This is a genomic window from Salmonella sp. SJTUF15570, from assembly GCF_043357055.1.
In the GTDB taxonomy this organism is placed as follows: Bacteria; Pseudomonadota; Gammaproteobacteria; order Enterobacterales; family Enterobacteriaceae; genus Salmonella; species Salmonella enterica.
Window position 1 is genome coordinate 224,565 of record NZ_JBEUKJ010000006.1, and the last position, 16,179, is coordinate 240,743.

A 16,179-nucleotide genomic window follows, 5' to 3' on the forward strand; every position below is an offset into this window, starting at 1 on the left:
ACGCAAATAAGGAAGTCATTATGGCAACACCTTGGTCAGGCTATCTGGATGACGTCTCAGCAAAATTTGATACGGGCGTTCAGGATCTACAAACGCAGGTAACAGATGCGCTGGATAAATTAGCAGCAAAACCCTCCGATCCGGCGCTACTGGCGGCGTATCAGAGTAAGCTCTCGGAATATAACTTGTACCGTAACGCGCAATCGAACACGGTAAAAGTCTTTAAGGATATTGATGCTGCCATTATTCAGAACTTCCGTTAATCAGTTATAAGGTGGATTATGTCGATTGCAACTATTGTCCCTGAGAATGCCGTTATAGGGCAGGCGGTCAATATCAGGTCTATGGAAACGGACATTGTCTCGCTGGATGACCGGCTACTCCAGGCTTTTTCTGGTTCGGCGATTGCCACGGCTGTGGATAAACAGACGATTACCAACAGGATTGAGGACCCTAATCTGGTGACGGATCCTAAAGAGCTGGCTATTTCGCAAGAGATGATTTCAGATTATAACCTGTATGTTTCTATGGTAAGTACCCTTACTCGTAAAGGAGTCGGGGCTGTTGAAACGCTATTACGCTCATGATTCGTCGATATCTATATACCTTTCTGCTGGTAATGACCCTTGCCGGCTGTAAGGATAAGGATCTTTTAAAAGGACTGGACCAGGAACAGGCTAATGAGGTCATTGCCGTTCTGCAAATGCACAATATAGAGGCGAATAAAATTGATAGCGGAAAATTGGGCTATAGCATTACCGTTGCTGAGCCTGATTTTACCGCTGCGGTGTACTGGATTAAAACTTATCAGCTTCCTCCCCGGCCGCGGGTGGAAATAGCGCAGATGTTCCCGGCGGATTCGCTGGTATCCTCTCCGCGAGCTGAAAAGGCCAGGTTATATTCGGCTATTGAACAGCGACTGGAACAGTCATTACAGACGATGGAGGGCGTGCTCTCCGCCAGGGTCCATATTAGTTATGATATTGATGCTGGCGAAAATGGCCGCCCGCCAAAACCTGTTCATCTGTCGGCATTAGCCGTATATGAACGAGGTTCGCCGCTTGCGCATCAGATCAGCGATATCAAGCGTTTCTTAAAGAATAGTTTTGCCGATGTGGATTATGACAACATTTCTGTTGTGTTGTCAGAACGTTCTGATGCCCAATTACAGGCTCCCGGCACACCAGTAAAACGTAATTCTTTTGCAACCAGTTGGATTGTGTTGATTATTTTGTTATCCGTGATGTCAGCAGGCTTTGGCGTCTGGTATTACAAAAACCATTATGCCCGCAATAAGAAAGGCATAACGGCTGATGATAAGGCGAAATCGTCAAATGAATAGGCAGCCATTACCCATTATCTGGCAAAGAATCATTTTTGATCCGTTATCGTATATCCATCCTCAGCGGTTGCAGATAGCGCCGGAAATGATTGTCAGACCCGCCGCCAGGGCGGCGGCAAATGAGTTAATACTGGCGGCATGGCGGCTTAAGAACGGAGAAAAGGAGTGTATTCAAAACTCACTGACGCAGCTGTGGCTGCGTCAGTGGCGCCGACTGCCGCAGGTAGCGTATTTACTCGGTTGCCATAAACTGAGAGCCGATCTGGCAAGGCAGGGAGCCTTGCTTGGCCTGCCGGATTGGGCGCAAGCATTTTTGGCAATGCATCAGGGAACAAGTTTATCTGTCTGCAATAAGGCGCCGAATCACCGGTTTTTACTTAGCGTCGGGTATGCACAGTTAAATGCCCTGAATGAATTTTTACCTGAATCTTTAGCACAGCGTTTTCCTTTGCTTTTTCCTCCATTTATTGAGGAGGCATCGAAGCAGGATGCTGTAGAAATGTCAATTTTGCTACTGGCCTTACAATATGCTCAAAAATATCCCAATTCCGTCCCCGCTTTCGCCTGTTGAGGGGATACTGATAAAGCGTAAAACGCTGGAACGTTATTTCTCTATTGAAAGATTAGAACAGCAGGCGCATCAACGGGCTAAGCGTATTTTGCGAGAGGCGGAAGAAGAGGCAAAGACCTTGCGGATGTACGCCTATCAGGAAGGTTACGAGCAGGGAATGATAGACGCGTTACAGCAGGTCGCCGCTTATCTTACTGATAATCAGACAATGGCCTGGAAGTGGATGGAAAAAATACAGATTTATGCCCGCGAGTTATTTTCAGCTGCGGTCGACCATCCCGAAACGCTTTTAACCGTCCTGGATGAGTGGCTAAGGGATTTCGATAAGCCTGAGGGGCAACTTTTTTTAACACTACCAGTTAACGCGAAAAAAGATCACCAAAAACTGATGGTGTTGCTTATGGAGAACTGGCCAGGCACTTTTAATCTTAAATATCATCAGGAACAGCGCTTTATCATGAGTTGCGGCGATCAGATCGCAGAATTTTCACCTGAACAATTTGTTGAAACGGCAGTAGGCGTCATTAAGCATCATCTTGATGAACTTCCACAAGACTGCCGGACGATTTCTGATAACGCCATTAACGCACTTATTGATGAATGGAAGACAAAAACGCAAGCATTGTAAAATGGAGGTTATAAGGTGATACCGGGTACGATTCCGACTTCTTATTTGGTCCCGACAGCGGATACTGAAGCGACGGGTGTGGTTTCGTTGAGTGCCAGGGCCGCTATGCTGAATAATGTGGATAGCGCGCCTTTAAGCAATGGCGGCGACGTTGATCTTTATGATGCATTCTACCAACGACTTTTGGCGCTTCCTGAGTCAGCCTCTTCTGAAACGCTTAAAGATAGCATTTATCAAGAGATGAATGCCTTCAAAGATCCGAAAAGTGGTGATTCGGCTTTTGTTTCTTTTGAGCAGCAAACGGCTATGCTACAAAACATGTTAGCAAAAGTTGAATCGGGCACTCATTTATATGAGGCTTTAAACGGGGTATTAGTTGGTACAATGAATGCGCAGTCACAAATGACCTCCTGGATGCAGGAGATTATTTTATCGGGCGGGGAAAACAAAGAGGCAATTGACTGGTGAACCCCCCATTGCTGGCGATTTGTGATAAGGTATGGTGTATATATTAGCAAATAATGCAGAAAATGCACCATGCCAGTGTATCTATCTTATTGATGTATATGGATTATTAAGGTATCTACCAGGCGTTTTATTCTGAAATGATTATATTAATATTGTAAGCTTCCATTACAAAATTGTGCATAAAGTTTGTAAGAGTATCTTTTTGTGACGAAATGAACGCGCGTTGGAATGTAATTATTGGCTATAATAATAAAAAAATCGGATTTAAATCATCTCTGTGAGTTTTAATTATTTGTTTATAAGAATATAACGATTTTGAGTTCCTTATAGCACACAGGATAAAATATGGTATTGCCTTCAATGAATAAATCAGTTGAGGCCATTAGCAATAATCACCTTCAACAGCCGAACAAATTTCCATTAATAAATGGATTAGCTGACGTAAGAGACTATTATGTCGCAAACTGCTTATTATTTAAACTTAATAAAGGCAGTTTGCGAATTGAAAACGAATTTGGGGAGTTCATCGAACAATCTGCGCCGTGTTTATTTTTATTGGAAAAAGATCAAACAATCACTCTTAGTATGAGCGAAATAGAAGGGCATATTGATTTTTCTTCACTGGAAGTTTCCTATGACTTAATGCAAAAATTCTACAAAGTTTTTTACAGTACAAGAAACTATAATGATCGAGAGCTATCATTAAAAACGAAACCAAAGTATTTTTTTCATGCGGACTTGTTGCCCGGGATGAGTGATACTTTTGACTCTATTTTGCATGGTGTGGCATGTCCACGGGTTTGTAGTAATGTGAGTATTGATGATCATGATTATTCATATTTCTCATTGATGTATCTTATATCGGCATTTGTACGTAAGCCCGGTGGGTTTGATTTCCTTGAGCGAGCAATAAAAATTACGACAAAAGAGAAAGTTTATAACATTATTATCAGCGATCTCACCCGCAAATAGTCACAGGCTGAGGTGGCAGGAAAGCTGTTTATGAGCGTATCAAGTCTGAAGCGAAAACTGGCCGCTGAAGAGGTGAGTTTTAGCAAAATATACCTGGATGCTCGTATGAATCAGGCTATAAAATTATTACGTATGGGGGCTGGAAATATTTCACAAGTCGCGACGATGTGTGGCTATGATACGCCTTCTTATTTTATCGCTATTTTTAAAAGGCATTTTAAGATTACACCGCTTAGCTTTATGCGTACAATGAATCATTGATTTGTGAAATTATTTTAAACGTTACTATCTGTCTGCGTTACAGATACCAAATATTTTTTTAATCGTAGTGTATATTTCAGTATCGCTACACCAGTGATATGTAGTTAATGAAAGGGAATCGAAAGCGTTCATTGTCAGACATACATGGCCACCAGGCGCCGGGCAATCGTTGTACTCTAAGAGATTACAGTAAAGTAAAACAGCAAATTTAATCATTATCAGATTTGTAAAAGGAATTCATTTCGGTAACGACATTGCGCATGTAATAACGTATCTGGTCTTATTACCTTTGTAGTAAGAAGGCGTTATCTACTTGCGCAGTAGTCGCCCAGGAAGAAAAATAATTACCGAAGCTGTGGTCAGTTTTCAAAAAAGGATAAATAAATGAGAAATGTAATTATATACGGTATTAACTGGACTAATTGTTATGCCCTTCAGTCTATTTTTAAGCAAAAATATCCGGAAAAGTGCGTTAAAACGTGTAACTCATTAACCGCACTTTTGCATTCTCTATCTGATATGCCGGACGCCGGGCTGATTTTAGCTTTGAACCCGCATGAGCATGTTTATCTTTTTCATGCGTTGCAGACGCGGTTGCAGAACCGTAAAGTTTTGGTAGTGGCAGATCGCTTGTATTATATCGATCGCTGTGTGCTGCAATATTTTGGCGTTATGGATTATGTTTTAAAAGACGAACTATCCTGCGCTATCCGCTCGGATCGAGAGAAGCTTCGTCTTCCGGAAGCCTGGCTGCGTTTCTGCCACAGGCCACAAAAGAAAACCGTGGCTGCTACGTATGCTTTTAATGCCGGCGAGACGCCGGAAGAGGTATTGTTTAATATCAATCAATACGCCTGGTGGAATCTACCTCCCGGCGTCACTCAGGCGAAATATGCGCTGCTGATATTATTATCCTCCGGACATCCGGCAATTGAACTGGCGAAAAAATTTGGTCTGGGAACAAAAACCGTCAGTATTTATCGTAAGAAGGTTATGTATCGTTTGGGGATGGACTCTTCACCGCTATCGCTGTTCCGGGGACTGAAACTTGACGCGCATTTACAGCGCACTGCTTTTGCACATAACCCTGGTGTACTTGACGATAATTGCGCGTTACCGATTGCGGTAGGAATGAATTAAAATATTTTTTATCATTTATGACCATGTGTTGAGCTTTTATTATAAAAAAGATTTTTTGAGTAGTAATTCGTATATATAATCATCTGGAGGTGATTGGTTGCCTGGCTCAATCATTGAGGCATATTTTTGCGGGCAATATATTGAATCTGAAAAGTTAAAGATGATATTTTCGGTGCAGGAGCTATCATGTGGAGGGAAAAGTATGCTAAGTCCTACGGCTCGTAATATGGGGGCGAGTTTATCGCCTCAGCCTGACGTCAGCGGGGAGCTAAACACCGAAGCATTGACCTGTATTGTTGAGCGTCTGGAAAGTGAAATTATAGATGGCAGCTGGATTCATATCAGTTACGAGGAAACCGATCTCGAAATGATGCCTTTTCTTGTTGCACAGGCCAATAAGAAGTATCCAGAGTTAAATCTTAAATTTGTTATGTCAGTCCATGAGCTTGTTTCCTCTATAAAGGAGACCAGAATGGAAGGCGTTGAATCTGCCCGATTTCTCGTAAATATGGGAAGTTCAGGTATCCATATTTCAGTCGTCGATTTTAGAGTTATGGACGGAAAGACATCGGTGATTTTGTTCGAACCAGCAGCGTGTAGCGCTTTTGGACCTGCTTTACTGGCGTTGAGGACCAAAGCAGCTCTTGAACGTGAACAACTGCCTGATTGTTATTTTGCTATGGTCGAGCTGGACATTCAACGAAGCTCTTCTGAATGCGGTATTTTTAGCCTGGCGCTCGCCAAAAAACTTCAGCTTGAATTTATGAACTTAGTAAAAATTCATGAAGATAATATTTGTGAACGTCTGTGTGGTGAAGAACCTTTTCTCCCGTCCGATAAAGCAGACCGCTATCTGCCGGTGAGTTTTTACAAACATACTCAAGGCGTACAACGATTAAATGAATATGTGGAGGCCAATCCGGCGGCGGGAAGCAGTATAGTAAACAAAAAGAATGAAACGCTTTATGAGCGATTCGATAACAATGCCGTTATGCTAAACGATAAAAAACTCTCTATATCCGCTCATAAAAAAAGGATAGCTGAATATAAGTCTTTACTTAAACCGTAATGAAATTATAAGGTTGCCTGCCAGAGGAAATCCTTCCAGCGCCATAAGACTACTCTATATTATGACCGTATGTTTCCTGAATAGCAGGCAAAAAAGTGTTAACCTTGCGCCTCTGGTACGATTTCATTACGCCTGTCACGCCATGTTGCGTAAATAAATACCGCAATAAACACGATGGCAAATAATACCACGATGGTCGGCGCTGGCGCGCTATCAAGATAAAAAGACAGATAAACGCCCGCAAAAGCGGTAATAACTGACAGACTCACCGCTAATCCCAGCGCGCGCGCAAAGCGTCGCGTCAGCAAAATGGCAATTGCGCCGGGGGCGATAAGTAGTGAGATTGACAGAATAATGCCCACCGATTTCAGCGTGGCGACGATAGTCAGCGCAATCATACATAGCAGGCCATAATGCAGTAGCGTGGTATTCAGCCCGCTGGCTTTCGCCTGGTGCGGGTCAAAAGCGTGTAGCAGGAGATCTTTCCATTTCAGCCCAATGATTAACGCAATACCCAGTGCAATAACTGACGTTTGTACGATATCCCCCAGCGATACGCCCAGCATATCCCCAAACAGGATGTGATCCAGATGCACTTCCGATTGAATAGAAACATAGAGCACCAGACCTGCGCCAAACATCCCGGAAAAGACGATGCCCATCACCGTATCACGTTTGATGCGGCTGTTATCGTCCAGATAGCCGGTCGCGATAGCGCAAAATAATCCGGCAATGAAGGCGCCAATCGCCAGGGGGATCCCCACAATATATGCCAGCACGACCCCGGGGAATACCGCATGACTCATTGCATCGCCCATTAACGCCCAGCCTTTTAACACTAAAAACACGGACAGTAAGGCGCAGGGAATCGCCACAATGACCGAAACCATAAGGGCGTTCACCATAAAATCAAACTGAAAGGGTTCCAGTAACGTTGTTAAGAACATGTCGGCTCCTTCTGCAGGCGGGCGCGTCGACGGTTGGCTAACAGACCGTGTTTCGGGGCGAAAATAAAGGCTGTGATGAACAGTAAGGTTTGCATGACGACAATAATTCCACCCGTGGCGCCATCCAGCCAGTAGCTAAGCCATGCGCCCAGAAAACTGGTCAGGCTGCCAATCACGACGGCAATCATGAGCAGACGTGGAAAACGGTCGGTGAGTAACCAGGCCGTCGCGCCCGGCGTGACGACGAGACAGATCACCAGGAACGCCCCAACGGTTTGCAGGGCCGCCACGGTAGAGACGGACAATAGAGTGAAAAACAACAGCTTTAGTCGACCCGGATTAAGCCCGATAGAACGCGCATGGGTTTCATCGAAAAAGACGACCATCAGATCTTTCCACTTTAACAGCAGAATCGTCAGCGAGACTGCGCCGATAATCGCCAGTTGCGCAATATCCGCTGGCGCGATCGCCAGCACGTTGCCGAGAATAATCGTCTGGATATTCACCGACATCGGATTGAGCGACACCATAAAAAGGCCGACGCCAAAAAAAGAGGAGAAGATAAGCCCGATAATCGCGTCTTCTTTCAGGCGTGAGCGTTGGTTAAGAAAGAGCATACTGCCTGCCGCCAGTCCGCCGGAAAGAAACGCGCCGAGCGAGAAAGGCAGCCCTAACATCCAGGCGCCAGCGACGCCAGGCACAATAGAGTGAGATAGCGCATCGCCAATGAGCGACCAGCCTTTGAGCATCAAATAGCAGGAGAGAAACGCGCACAGACCGCCCACCATCGCGGAGACCCACATCGCGTTGAGCATATACTGGTAGCCAAACGGCTCAACAAGCCAGTTCATGACGATTTTCCTCCGCTGGCCACGCGCCGGGAAATAAAGGGGCGCTCGTCATCGGTGATGATGTGCTCTTCGCCTCCGCTTAGCGCGATATGACGTAGAACGCCGCTAAACGCCTGTTCCAGATTCGCGGCGGTAAACGTGGTTTCGGTAGGGCCGCTGGCCAGTACGGTTCCTTTAATCATTACCGTATAGTCGCAAAACTCGGTGACGGAGCCGAGATTATGCGTTGAGACCAGCATCGTGCGGCCTTCATCGCGCAGTTCCCGCAGTAGATCGATGATTCGCGCTTCGGTTTTTACATCCACGCCGGTAAAAGGTTCATCCAGCAGGATTACCTGTCCATCCTGAGCGATGGCCCTGGCAAGAAACACACGTTTTTTCTGCCCGCCGGACAGCTCGCCAATCTGCCTGTGACGATATTCCTGCATATCCACCCGCGCCAGCGCGGCGTCAACACAGGCGTGATCATGCGCAGTGGGACGGCGTAGCCAGCCCATATGGCCGTAGCGTCCCATCATCACCACATCTTCTACCAGCACCGGAAATGACCAGTCCACTTCTTCTGATTGCGGAACATAAGCAATGAGGTTTTTTTTCAGTGCCTTGTTGACTGACTGTTGCAGGATAGTGATATCGCCCTGCGCAAGATGCACAAAGCCCATTAACGCTTTAAATAACGTAGACTTACCGGAACCATTTACGCCTACCAGCGCGGCGATTGAACCGCCAGGCACCTGAAAAGTGGCGTCCCGTAGGGCGGTATGACCGTTGCGATACGTCACCGTGACTTGATCAACGGTAATCGCAGATTGACTCATTGTTGACTCCTCAGTCCGTCGTTAATGCCGTTGACGATGGTTTCGGTCGTGACGCGCAGCAGATCCAGATAGGTTGGCACAGGGCCGTCAGCGGCGCTCAGAGAATCGACATACAGTACGCCGCCATAATGCGCGCCGGATTCACGCGCGACCTGGCGGGCGGGTTTATCGGAAACCGTACTCTCGCTAAAGATGGCGGGAATATGGTGCTTTTTAATGGTATCAATCACTTTACGCACCTGTTTTGGCGTCCCCTGTTGATCGGCGTTAATTGGCCAGAGATAAAGCTCTTTCATGTCGTTATCGCGCGCCAGGTAAGAGAACGCGCCTTCACTGGTGACCAGCCAGCGCTGATCGGCGGGAATTTTTTCCAGTTCGGCACGCAACGGATCGGCCATCTGGCGAATTTTCGCTTTATAGCGTTCGGCATTTTGCTTATAGATCTGCGCATTATCCGGATCGTACTTCACCAGGGCGTCGCGAATGTTATCGACATAAATCAGCGCGTTTTCTGCCGACATCCAGGCGTGCGGGTTCGGTTTACCGTTATACGGGCCTTCGGTAATGCCCATCGGTTTGACACCGGTGGAGACGACGACTTCCGGCACGCCGGAAAGGTGCTGATAAAAGCGGGCGAACCATCGCTCCAGGTTCAGACCATTCGCGAGGATAAGCTGCGCCCCCTGCGCTCGTTTAATATCGCCGGGCGTTGGCTGATACTCATGGATTTCAGCGCCGGGTTTGGTAATCGAGCTGACTTCCGCTGCGTCGCCCGCCACGTTTTTCGCCATGTCGGCAATAACGGTAAATGTGGTGATGACTTTAAATTTCTCTTTTGCATAGGCTGGCGATAGCGCGAGTATCGCGACAATACCGGCAATCAGGAGTGTTTTCAGACGATGTAGATTCGTCATAGTATCCCTCGCAACAATGTGGTTAATTAATCATCGAATATAGCCTTTGCTATGTTATATAGCACAAGGCATGAATAAATGAAAATAATTCTTATTTGCGTAATGGCGACGATATGCAGTGATAGTGCTAAAGAGGGATAAGGTGTAAAATAAATACACCTTAATGTTCGGAGAGAGCACGATGCCTGGTAAACGTATCGCTCGTGAAAAACTGACGATCAAAAAAATGATCGCGCTGTATGAAAGCCAGTGTCCACAGGCGTCAGCGGTGCAGGGGCATTACGACGCGCTGTACGCCTACGCGCAAAAACGTCTTGATAAATGCGTATTTGGCGAGGAAAAACCCGCCTGTAAGCAGTGCCCGGTGCACTGCTATCAGCCGGCTAAACGCGAGGAGATGAAGCAGATTATGCGTTGGGCAGGTCCGCGAATGCTTTGGCGACACCCTGTCCTGACCGTGCGGCACCTTATCGACGATAAGCGCCCCGTTCCGGAATTGCCGGAAAAATATCAGCGCAAGAAGTGAAGGGGAAGCGCCAGGCCTACGGCGCGCATCATCTCCAGGCCGGATCAGATCCGGCAACCCGTTACGCTAACGCGTCTTTATCAATACCCAATCGCTTCATACGCGACAGCAGGGTGGTTCGTTTAAGCCCCAGACGCTGCGCCGCGCCTTTTGGTCCAGCCACTACGCCATTGGTCTCTTTCAGCACGCGTATAATAAGCTGATATTCATCTTCGCCTTCTTTGGCGCTTTCAGTTGCAACAGGCGAGGTATCGGGCGTTACGGCGGTAATATCCGGCAGCGACAGTTGTAGCACATTGCCGCGCGTCAGCAGCACGGCGCGCTCGACGACATTCTCCAGCTCGCGAACGTTCCCCGGCCATTCCATGCTGCTGAGTGTGCGCAGCGTTTCGGCGGGAATGCTGTCGATATTACGCCCCATTCGGCGGGCGATTTTGAAAGTGAACGCTTTGACCAGTAGTGGAATATCTTCCGGACGTTCGCGCAACGGAGGAAGCTGGATCGGAAAAACATTCAGCCGATAGTAGAGATCGTTACGGAATTCGCGATCGGCGACCATTTTTTTCAGATCGCGGTTAGTCGCGGCGATCAGCCGCACGTCGGTCTGGATCAGTTTATTGCTGCCGAGACGTTCAAACTCTTGCTCCTGAAGGACGCGCAGCAGCTTAGGCTGTAGCTCCAGCGGCATGTCGCCCACTTCATCCAGAAACAGCGAGCTTTTATCCGCCAGCTCGAAACGGCCAATCCGCTGCGCGCTGGCGCCGGTAAACGCGCCGCGCTCATGACCAAACAAATCGCTTTCCAGCAGCCCCGCCGGCATCGCGGCGCAGTTCATCTTTACCATCCTGCGCCCGCTACGTCCGCTCAGGTTGTGAATGGCGCGGGCAATCAACTCTTTACCGGTTCCCGTTTCGCCCAGAATCAGTACGGTACTGTCGCTTTGCGCCACCATCTCAACCTGCTTTAGCACGTTGTACATCGCTTCGCTGCGCCCGATGATCTCGCCAAACTCGCTGTCGACGTTATTAAGCTGCTCCGTGAGCGCCAGGTTTTCGTCGACCAGGCGTTCCTTCAGTCGGTGGATTTCCTGATAGGCCAGCGCATTATCCACGGCAATGGCTACCCGTTCGGCAATCTGACGCAGCAGCTTGAGGTTGGCGGTGGTAAACACTTTTTCTTCGCACTGGGCCAGTTTGAGCACGCCAAGCATCGTCTTGCCGGACATCAACGGCAGCAGGCAAAGCGTCTGGATCTGATTGCCCCAGGTATCGAACAGCATGCGTTCGTAGGGGGCAAGCGGATCGCGTTCGTTGAGGTTGATAAGCAGCATCTCTTTACTTTTAAAGACGCGCTCCGTGAGCGTGCCGGCTTCGTCGACTTCGCTCTGTTCGTGCGCCGGATGATGCTCATCAAGGTAGTGGGTGGAGTAGATATTCAGCTTATTTTTGCGATGGCTGCGCAACACGATGCTGATTGCGTCGATATTGAAATAGTGGTGGATCTCTTTTGCGACTTCGCTTACCAGCTCATCAATATCCAGACGCGACAGGACGGCGTTGGTAATCGCAACCAGAATACGGAAGTTATCGCGTTCGCGGCACAACAGATCATAATCGACATTATTGTTTACCCGGTTTTGAATTTGCTCGGCGACCACGCCGACAATTTGGGTAAACGTATGCAGACGGTCATATTCCTTTTCACTCCAGGGGCGATCTTCCTGACGGATGAATTCGCAGCCGCCGAAAATACGGCCCTCCGCGGCTAAAGGAAGCAGACAGTAATGACCAAATTCAGGGTAGAGGCCGCTCGCGGCAAGCTGCGGCCAGGTTTCGGTAAACTCATGGAAATTACAGTGCAATGCATCGGGGCGAGAAAGGATGCGACGTACCGGGCCGTGCGCCAGTACGGTTTCATCTTCATATTCAACAGGACGGCCATTTTCTCGCGTCGCATAATATTGTGCGCGTTGCGACTGCGCCTGCCATAGCACAATGCCGGCGCTGTCGGCGAGCGCTGAACGCTTTACCAGTTGCGAAAGCGCTTCACTGAGCGACGCCAAATCGGGCTGCTGCAATAAGGTACGAGTGATATCGAACAAGCCTTGCTGTCCAAGATCGCTCATGGGTGTATACGACATGTTGCTTTTCCAGGAAAATACCGCAAAACGGTGCGAAAACGGTAAATGAATTATAGGTATAAGTCGTAAGTTATTGCCGGATGGCTGACCGCAAACTCGCTGGTCACACACTCCGTAGGCCTGATAATCAAAGCGCCATCAGGCGTTAATGCAGCGTTAATGCCGGATGTCGACGCAAATGCGTCTTATCCGGCCTACAGTATGCTGCCAACAGGCTGCTAGCATATACGAGGTAATGGTTCGGCGTGTGGCAAATCAAGGGTTCGCTTCACGCCATAGAGTCCGGCTAAGCGAACGCCTTTGCGTTCCACGACTTCGCCAATCAGCGCTGCATCACGTCCCAGCGGATGCGCGCGTAATGCCGCCAACGCCCGATCTGCGGCCTGCCGTTCAACGGCAATCACCAGTTTTCCTTCGTTGGCAAAGTTCAGGGCATCCAGCCCCAACAGCTCGCAGACGCCGCGCACGGCAGGTTTGAGCGGCAGTGCGGATTCGGACAATTCAATACCGTAACCGCAGGACGCCGCAAACTCATGGGCGACCGCATTCACGCCGCCGCGCGTGGCGTCACGCAATGCCTTCACTCCGTCAATATGACGCAGCGTCTGAATAAGCGGCGTTAATACTGCGCAGTCGCTCGCCAGCTCGCCATCCAGTCCCAGTTGCTCACGCAGGTTGAGGATAGTGGCGCCGTGATCGCCAAGCGTACCGCTGACTAACAGCACATCGCCAACGCTCAGCGTTTGCGCGCCCCAGCGAATATCGGCGGGAATCGCCCCCATGCCGGCAGTGTTGATAAATAATTTGTCCGCCGCGCCGCGCTGCACAACTTTGGTGTCGCCGGTTACAATGGCGATACCCGCTTCCCGCGCGGTCGCCGCCATGCTATTGACCACGCTTTTTAACGTCTCCATCGGCAGCCCTTCTTCAAGGATAAAGCCGCAGGAGAGATAGCGGGGGATCGCGCCGCTCACCGCTACGTCGTTCGCCGTACCGCAAATCGCCAGTTTGCCGATATTGCCGCCGGGGAAAAAGAGCGGATCGATCACATAGCTATCGGTAGAAAACGCCAGACGGTCGCCCTCCGCCGTCAGTTGCGCCAGCTCCAGACGCGCCTGATCTTCTTGTTCCGCCAGCCACGGGTTGGCAAAGGCCTCCATAAACAGGCTATTAATCAACTGTTGCATAGCCTGGCCGCCGCTGCCGTGGGCGAGTTGTATATTGTTCAAACTTCACACTCCTGCTGACGATACTGATACCAGGCGGCGCATGCGCCTTCGGAAGAGACCATCAGCGCGCCGAACGCGGTCTCTGGATTACATGTTTTACCAAATAGCGGGCACTGATGCGGCTTGCATCTGCCGGTCAGCACTTCGCCGCAGCGGGCGCGCGGATCGTCATAGACCTGCTGCGGCGCTGGGCGGAAATGCGCTTCGGCGTCAAAGCGCTGATACTCCGGCGTCAGGTGGACGCCGGAGGATTCAATCACGCCCAGACCGCGCCACTCGCTATCGCCATTAACGCAGAACACATCGGCAATGGCCTGCTGCGCCAGCATGTTTCCGGCATCCGGCACCACGCGACGGTATTGATTTTCAACCTGGCTTAGGGCCGCTATTTTCTGCTCAACCAGCATGACCACGCCTTGCAGTAGATCAAGCGGTTCGAATCCAGCCACCACCAGCGGGCGATGAAAATCGGCGGCGATAAACTGGTACGCCTCGGTGCCGATGACCATGCTGACGTGGCCTGGCGCAAGAAAGGCGTCAATGCCGTTGTCCGGCTGCTCCAGTAGGCTACGCAGCGTCGGGATCAGCGTAATGTGCTGGCAAAAAAAGTAGAAGTTTCGCACGTCACGCTGTTTTGCCTGCTGCAGCGTGATGGCGGTGGTCGGCATGGTGGTTTCAAAGCCCAGCCCGAAAAATACCACTTTGCGGGTCGGGTTATCCTGCGCCAGCTTCAGCGCGTCCATCGGAGAATAAACAATACGGACATCCGCGCCGCGCGCTTTAGCCTGCAACAGAGAACCCTGTTTCCCCGGCACGCGCATGGCATCGCCAAAGGTGCAGAAAATCACCTCCGGATGGCTGGCGATTTCCACGCAACTGTCGATGCGTCCCATCGGCAGCACGCAGACCGGACAACCGGGGCCGTGAATAAATTCCACGTTTTCGGGCAGTAACTGATCGAGACCAAATTTAAAAATTGCGTGGGTATGACCCCCGCAGACTTCCATAATGCGCAACGGACGTTCGGCAGTGTAAGGAAGAAGGGCGGCGCGTTCACGCAGGTGTTCAATGAGCTGCATTACCTGTTCCGGCGCACGGTACTCGTCAACAAAACGCATTATCTCTCCTCACCATACAGCAGTGCGCCGACGTCCGGCTCAACATCAAACATATTTTGTAGCGCGTCGAGCGTGTCGCGCGCTTCCGCTTCGTTAATGACGCTCATGGCGAATCCGACATGAACCAGCACCCACTGACCCAGACGCGGCTGACCGTTTTCATCACAACTGCCGACTAATGTGAGATCGACGTCGCGCTGAATGCCGCAGACGTCAACTTTTGCCTGATTGCCGTCAATGGCGCGGATTTGACCCGGCACGCCTATGCACATCGCTGCGCCTCCAGCCAGGCCAGCCACTGATCCATGCCTTCGCCGCTGGTGGCGGAAATCAGGATAATTTCAATCTCCGGGTTCACTTCACGCGCGCTGGCGATGCACTTCTCAACGTCAAAATTGAGGTAGGGCAGCAGATCGACTTTATTGAGCAGCATGAGCGACGCAGCGGCAAACATATGCGGATATTTCAGCGGCTTATCTTCACCTTCGGTCACGGAAAGCACTGCGACTTTATGCTTTTCGCCCAGATCGAAGCTGGCCGGGCAAACAAGGTTACCGACGTTTTCGATAAACAGAATACCGCGGTCATCCAGCGGCAGGCGCGGCGCGGCGTCGGCGATCATTTGCGCGTCAAGATGGCAGCCTTTACCGGTGTTGACCTGAATGGCGGGCGTGCCGGTAGCGCGGATGCGGGCGGCGTCGTTCACTGTCTGCTGGTCGCCTTCAATCACCGCGCACGGTACACGGTCTTTCAATTTCATCAGCGTTTCAGTCAGCAAGGTGGTTTTACCGGACCCGGGGCTGGACACCAGGTTGAGCACCAGTTGCTGGCGGGCGGCAAAACGGGCGCGGTTGCGCTCAGCCAGACGATTATTTTTGTCCAGCACGTCGATTTCAACCTCAAGCATCCGCCGCTGACTCATACCAGGCGCGTGGGTTCCGGCTTCGCCGTGGCCGTAATGCAGATCGCCTTCTGCGGTCTGACTTGGGGCAAAGTCAGGCGTTTTAATGCCGGTAATATTCAGCGCCGGGCGAGCCGCTGGGGCAAAGGGCGCGCTACGAAACGCTGAGTGCGGATTATGTTCATCGCCTTCTATATAAAGGTTGCCTTCAGCGCAACCGCAAGTCGTACACATCGCTTACTCCTGATCTTTTTCTTGTTACAGGCTTTCTGCCGGATGGCGAC

At 49.9% G+C, this 16,179-nt stretch carries 18 protein-coding genes and 1 pseudogene; 10 read left to right on the plus strand and 9 right to left on the minus strand.

Annotated features, from left to right (window positions below; genetic code table 11):
• Window positions 1-20 precede the first annotated feature (20 nt).
• From prgI to avrA, 9 genes and pseudogenes are all read left to right on the plus strand, one after another.
• Complete coding sequence (prgI, locus tag ABVN44_RS14290; protein WP_000235229.1) at window positions 21-263, plus strand: type III secretion system needle filament protein PrgI; 243 nt, start codon at window positions 21-23, stop codon at window positions 261-263.
• Between the two features lie 18 nt (window positions 264-281).
• On the plus strand, window positions 282-587 hold the full coding sequence (prgJ, locus tag ABVN44_RS14295; protein WP_000020431.1) for a type III secretion system inner rod protein PrgJ: 306 nt from the start codon (window positions 282-284) through the stop codon (window positions 585-587).
• The gene (prgK, locus tag ABVN44_RS14300) at window positions 584-1,342 is read left to right on the plus strand and encodes a type III secretion system inner membrane ring lipoprotein PrgK (RefSeq protein ID WP_000621238.1); all 759 of its coding nucleotides are present in this window, start codon (window positions 584-586) and stop codon (window positions 1,340-1,342) included. Before prgJ ends, prgK begins: the two co-directional genes overlap by 4 nt.
• Window positions 1,314-1,913: an oxygen-regulated invasion protein OrgA gene (gene orgA, locus ABVN44_RS14305; protein WP_001591231.1), complete on the plus strand. Its 600-nt coding sequence runs from the start codon at window positions 1,314-1,316 to the stop codon at window positions 1,911-1,913. The genes prgK and orgA overlap by 29 nt, the downstream gene beginning before the upstream one ends.
• On the plus strand, window positions 1,870-2,541 hold the full coding sequence (gene orgB, locus ABVN44_RS14310; protein WP_000916655.1) for a type III secretion system linker protein OrgB: 672 nt from the start codon (window positions 1,870-1,872) through the stop codon (window positions 2,539-2,541). The genes orgA and orgB overlap by 44 nt, the downstream gene beginning before the upstream one ends.
• 15 nt (window positions 2,542-2,556) lie before the next feature.
• Window positions 2,557-3,009, plus strand: a complete 453-nt coding sequence (locus ABVN44_RS14315) for a type III secretion system effector protein OrgC (protein ID WP_000612178.1) — start codon at window positions 2,557-2,559, stop codon at window positions 3,007-3,009.
• 345 nt (window positions 3,010-3,354) lie between these two features.
• Window positions 3,355-4,242: pseudogene (gene hilC / locus ABVN44_RS14320) on the plus strand (invasion transcriptional regulator HilC).
• Window positions 4,243-4,626: 384 nt separating this feature from the next.
• Window positions 4,627-5,382, plus strand: coding sequence for a transcriptional regulator SprB (gene sprB / locus ABVN44_RS14325; RefSeq protein ID WP_001246666.1), 756 nt, complete (start codon window positions 4,627-4,629; stop codon window positions 5,380-5,382).
• Window positions 5,383-5,542: 160 nt separating this feature from the next.
• On the plus strand, window positions 5,543-6,451 hold the full coding sequence (gene avrA / locus ABVN44_RS14330) for a type III secretion system YopJ family effector AvrA (RefSeq protein WP_021000700.1): 909 nt from the start codon (window positions 5,543-5,545) through the stop codon (window positions 6,449-6,451).
• 98 nt (window positions 6,452-6,549) lie between these two features.
• On the opposite strand, the gene sitD is transcribed toward avrA, so the two are convergent.
• Genes sitD through sitA form a run of 4 tightly spaced genes read right to left on the minus strand, consistent with a single transcriptional unit; the run spans window position 6,550 to window position 9,981 of the window.
• Window positions 6,550-7,398, minus strand: coding sequence for an iron/manganese ABC transporter permease subunit SitD (gene sitD, locus ABVN44_RS14335; RefSeq protein WP_000480209.1), 849 nt, complete (start codon window positions 7,396-7,398; stop codon window positions 6,550-6,552).
• Window positions 7,389-8,249, minus strand: coding sequence for an iron/manganese ABC transporter permease subunit SitC (gene sitC / locus ABVN44_RS14340; RefSeq protein WP_001104336.1), 861 nt, complete (start codon window positions 8,247-8,249; stop codon window positions 7,389-7,391). The genes sitD and sitC overlap by 10 nt, the downstream gene beginning before the upstream one ends.
• A complete protein-coding gene (gene sitB, locus ABVN44_RS14345; protein ID WP_000083153.1) occupies window positions 8,246-9,067 on the minus strand; it encodes an iron/manganese ABC transporter ATP-binding protein SitB in 822 nt (273 codons plus the stop codon). Before sitB ends, sitC begins: the two co-directional genes overlap by 4 nt.
• A complete protein-coding gene (gene sitA, locus ABVN44_RS14350; RefSeq protein ID WP_000182930.1) occupies window positions 9,064-9,981 on the minus strand; it encodes an iron/manganese ABC transporter substrate-binding protein SitA in 918 nt (305 codons plus the stop codon). Before sitA ends, sitB begins: the two co-directional genes overlap by 4 nt.
• Window positions 9,982-10,162: 181 nt before the next feature.
• On the opposite strand from sitA, the gene ABVN44_RS14355 reads away from it, so the two are divergent.
• Complete coding sequence (locus ABVN44_RS14355) at window positions 10,163-10,507, plus strand: nitrous oxide-stimulated promoter family protein (RefSeq protein ID WP_001117940.1); 345 nt, start codon at window positions 10,163-10,165, stop codon at window positions 10,505-10,507.
• A 61-nt stretch (window positions 10,508-10,568) separates the two neighbouring features.
• On the opposite strand, the gene flhA is transcribed toward ABVN44_RS14355, so the two are convergent.
• The 5 genes from flhA to hypB form a co-directional block, all read right to left on the minus strand.
• Complete coding sequence (gene flhA, locus ABVN44_RS14360) at window positions 10,569-12,647, minus strand: formate hydrogenlyase transcriptional activator FlhA (protein ID WP_000122692.1); 2,079 nt, start codon at window positions 12,645-12,647, stop codon at window positions 10,569-10,571.
• Window positions 12,648-12,865: 218 nt separating this feature from the next.
• On the minus strand, window positions 12,866-13,876 hold the full coding sequence (gene hypE / locus ABVN44_RS14365; protein ID WP_001059962.1) for a hydrogenase expression/formation protein HypE: 1,011 nt from the start codon (window positions 13,874-13,876) through the stop codon (window positions 12,866-12,868).
• A complete protein-coding gene (gene hypD / locus ABVN44_RS14370; protein ID WP_001212958.1) occupies window positions 13,873-14,994 on the minus strand; it encodes a hydrogenase formation protein HypD in 1,122 nt (373 codons plus the stop codon). Before hypD ends, hypE begins: the two co-directional genes overlap by 4 nt.
• A complete protein-coding gene (hypC, locus tag ABVN44_RS14375; RefSeq protein WP_000334871.1) occupies window positions 14,994-15,266 on the minus strand; it encodes a hydrogenase 3 maturation protein HypC in 273 nt (90 codons plus the stop codon). The genes hypD and hypC overlap by 1 nt, the downstream gene beginning before the upstream one ends.
• Entirely contained in the window at window positions 15,257-16,129 is an 873-nt protein-coding gene (hypB, locus tag ABVN44_RS14380; protein ID WP_000337640.1) for a hydrogenase nickel incorporation protein HypB, read from the minus strand. The genes hypC and hypB overlap by 10 nt, the downstream gene beginning before the upstream one ends.
• Window positions 16,130-16,179: the final 50 nt, after the last annotated feature.

Excerpts from the sequence above, each read along its gene's own strand:
- prgI (WP_000235229.1), top strand. The coding sequence starts at position 21 with ATGGCAACACCTTGGTCAGGCTATCTGGATGACGTCTCAGCAAAATTT.
- prgJ (WP_000020431.1), top strand. The coding sequence starts at position 282 with ATGTCGATTGCAACTATTGTCCCTGAGAATGCCGTTATAGGGCAGGCG.
- prgK (WP_000621238.1), top strand. The coding sequence starts at position 584 with ATGATTCGTCGATATCTATATACCTTTCTGCTGGTAATGACCCTTGCC.
- orgA (WP_001591231.1), top strand. The coding sequence starts at position 1,314 with ATGATAAGGCGAAATCGTCAAATGAATAGGCAGCCATTACCCATTATC.
- orgB (WP_000916655.1), top strand. The coding sequence starts at position 1,870 with ATGCTCAAAAATATCCCAATTCCGTCCCCGCTTTCGCCTGTTGAGGGG.
- sprB (WP_001246666.1), top strand. The coding sequence starts at position 4,627 with ATGAGAAATGTAATTATATACGGTATTAACTGGACTAATTGTTATGCC.
- avrA (WP_021000700.1), top strand. The coding sequence starts at position 5,543 with ATGATATTTTCGGTGCAGGAGCTATCATGTGGAGGGAAAAGTATGCTA.
- sitD (WP_000480209.1), bottom strand. The coding sequence starts at position 7,398 with ATGTTCTTAACAACGTTACTGGAACCCTTTCAGTTTGATTTTATGGTG.
- sitC (WP_001104336.1), bottom strand. The coding sequence starts at position 8,249 with ATGAACTGGCTTGTTGAGCCGTTTGGCTACCAGTATATGCTCAACGCG.
- sitB (WP_000083153.1), bottom strand. The coding sequence starts at position 9,067 with ATGAGTCAATCTGCGATTACCGTTGATCAAGTCACGGTGACGTATCGC.
- sitA (WP_000182930.1), bottom strand. The coding sequence starts at position 9,981 with ATGACGAATCTACATCGTCTGAAAACACTCCTGATTGCCGGTATTGTC.
- ABVN44_RS14355 (WP_001117940.1), top strand. The coding sequence starts at position 10,163 with ATGCCTGGTAAACGTATCGCTCGTGAAAAACTGACGATCAAAAAAATG.
- flhA (WP_000122692.1), bottom strand. The coding sequence starts at position 12,647 with ATGTCGTATACACCCATGAGCGATCTTGGACAGCAAGGCTTGTTCGAT.
- hypD (WP_001212958.1), bottom strand. The coding sequence starts at position 14,994 with ATGCGTTTTGTTGACGAGTACCGTGCGCCGGAACAGGTAATGCAGCTC.
- hypC (WP_000334871.1), bottom strand. The coding sequence starts at position 15,266 with ATGTGCATAGGCGTGCCGGGTCAAATCCGCGCCATTGACGGCAATCAG.
- hypB (WP_000337640.1), bottom strand. The coding sequence starts at position 16,129 with ATGTGTACGACTTGCGGTTGCGCTGAAGGCAACCTTTATATAGAAGGC.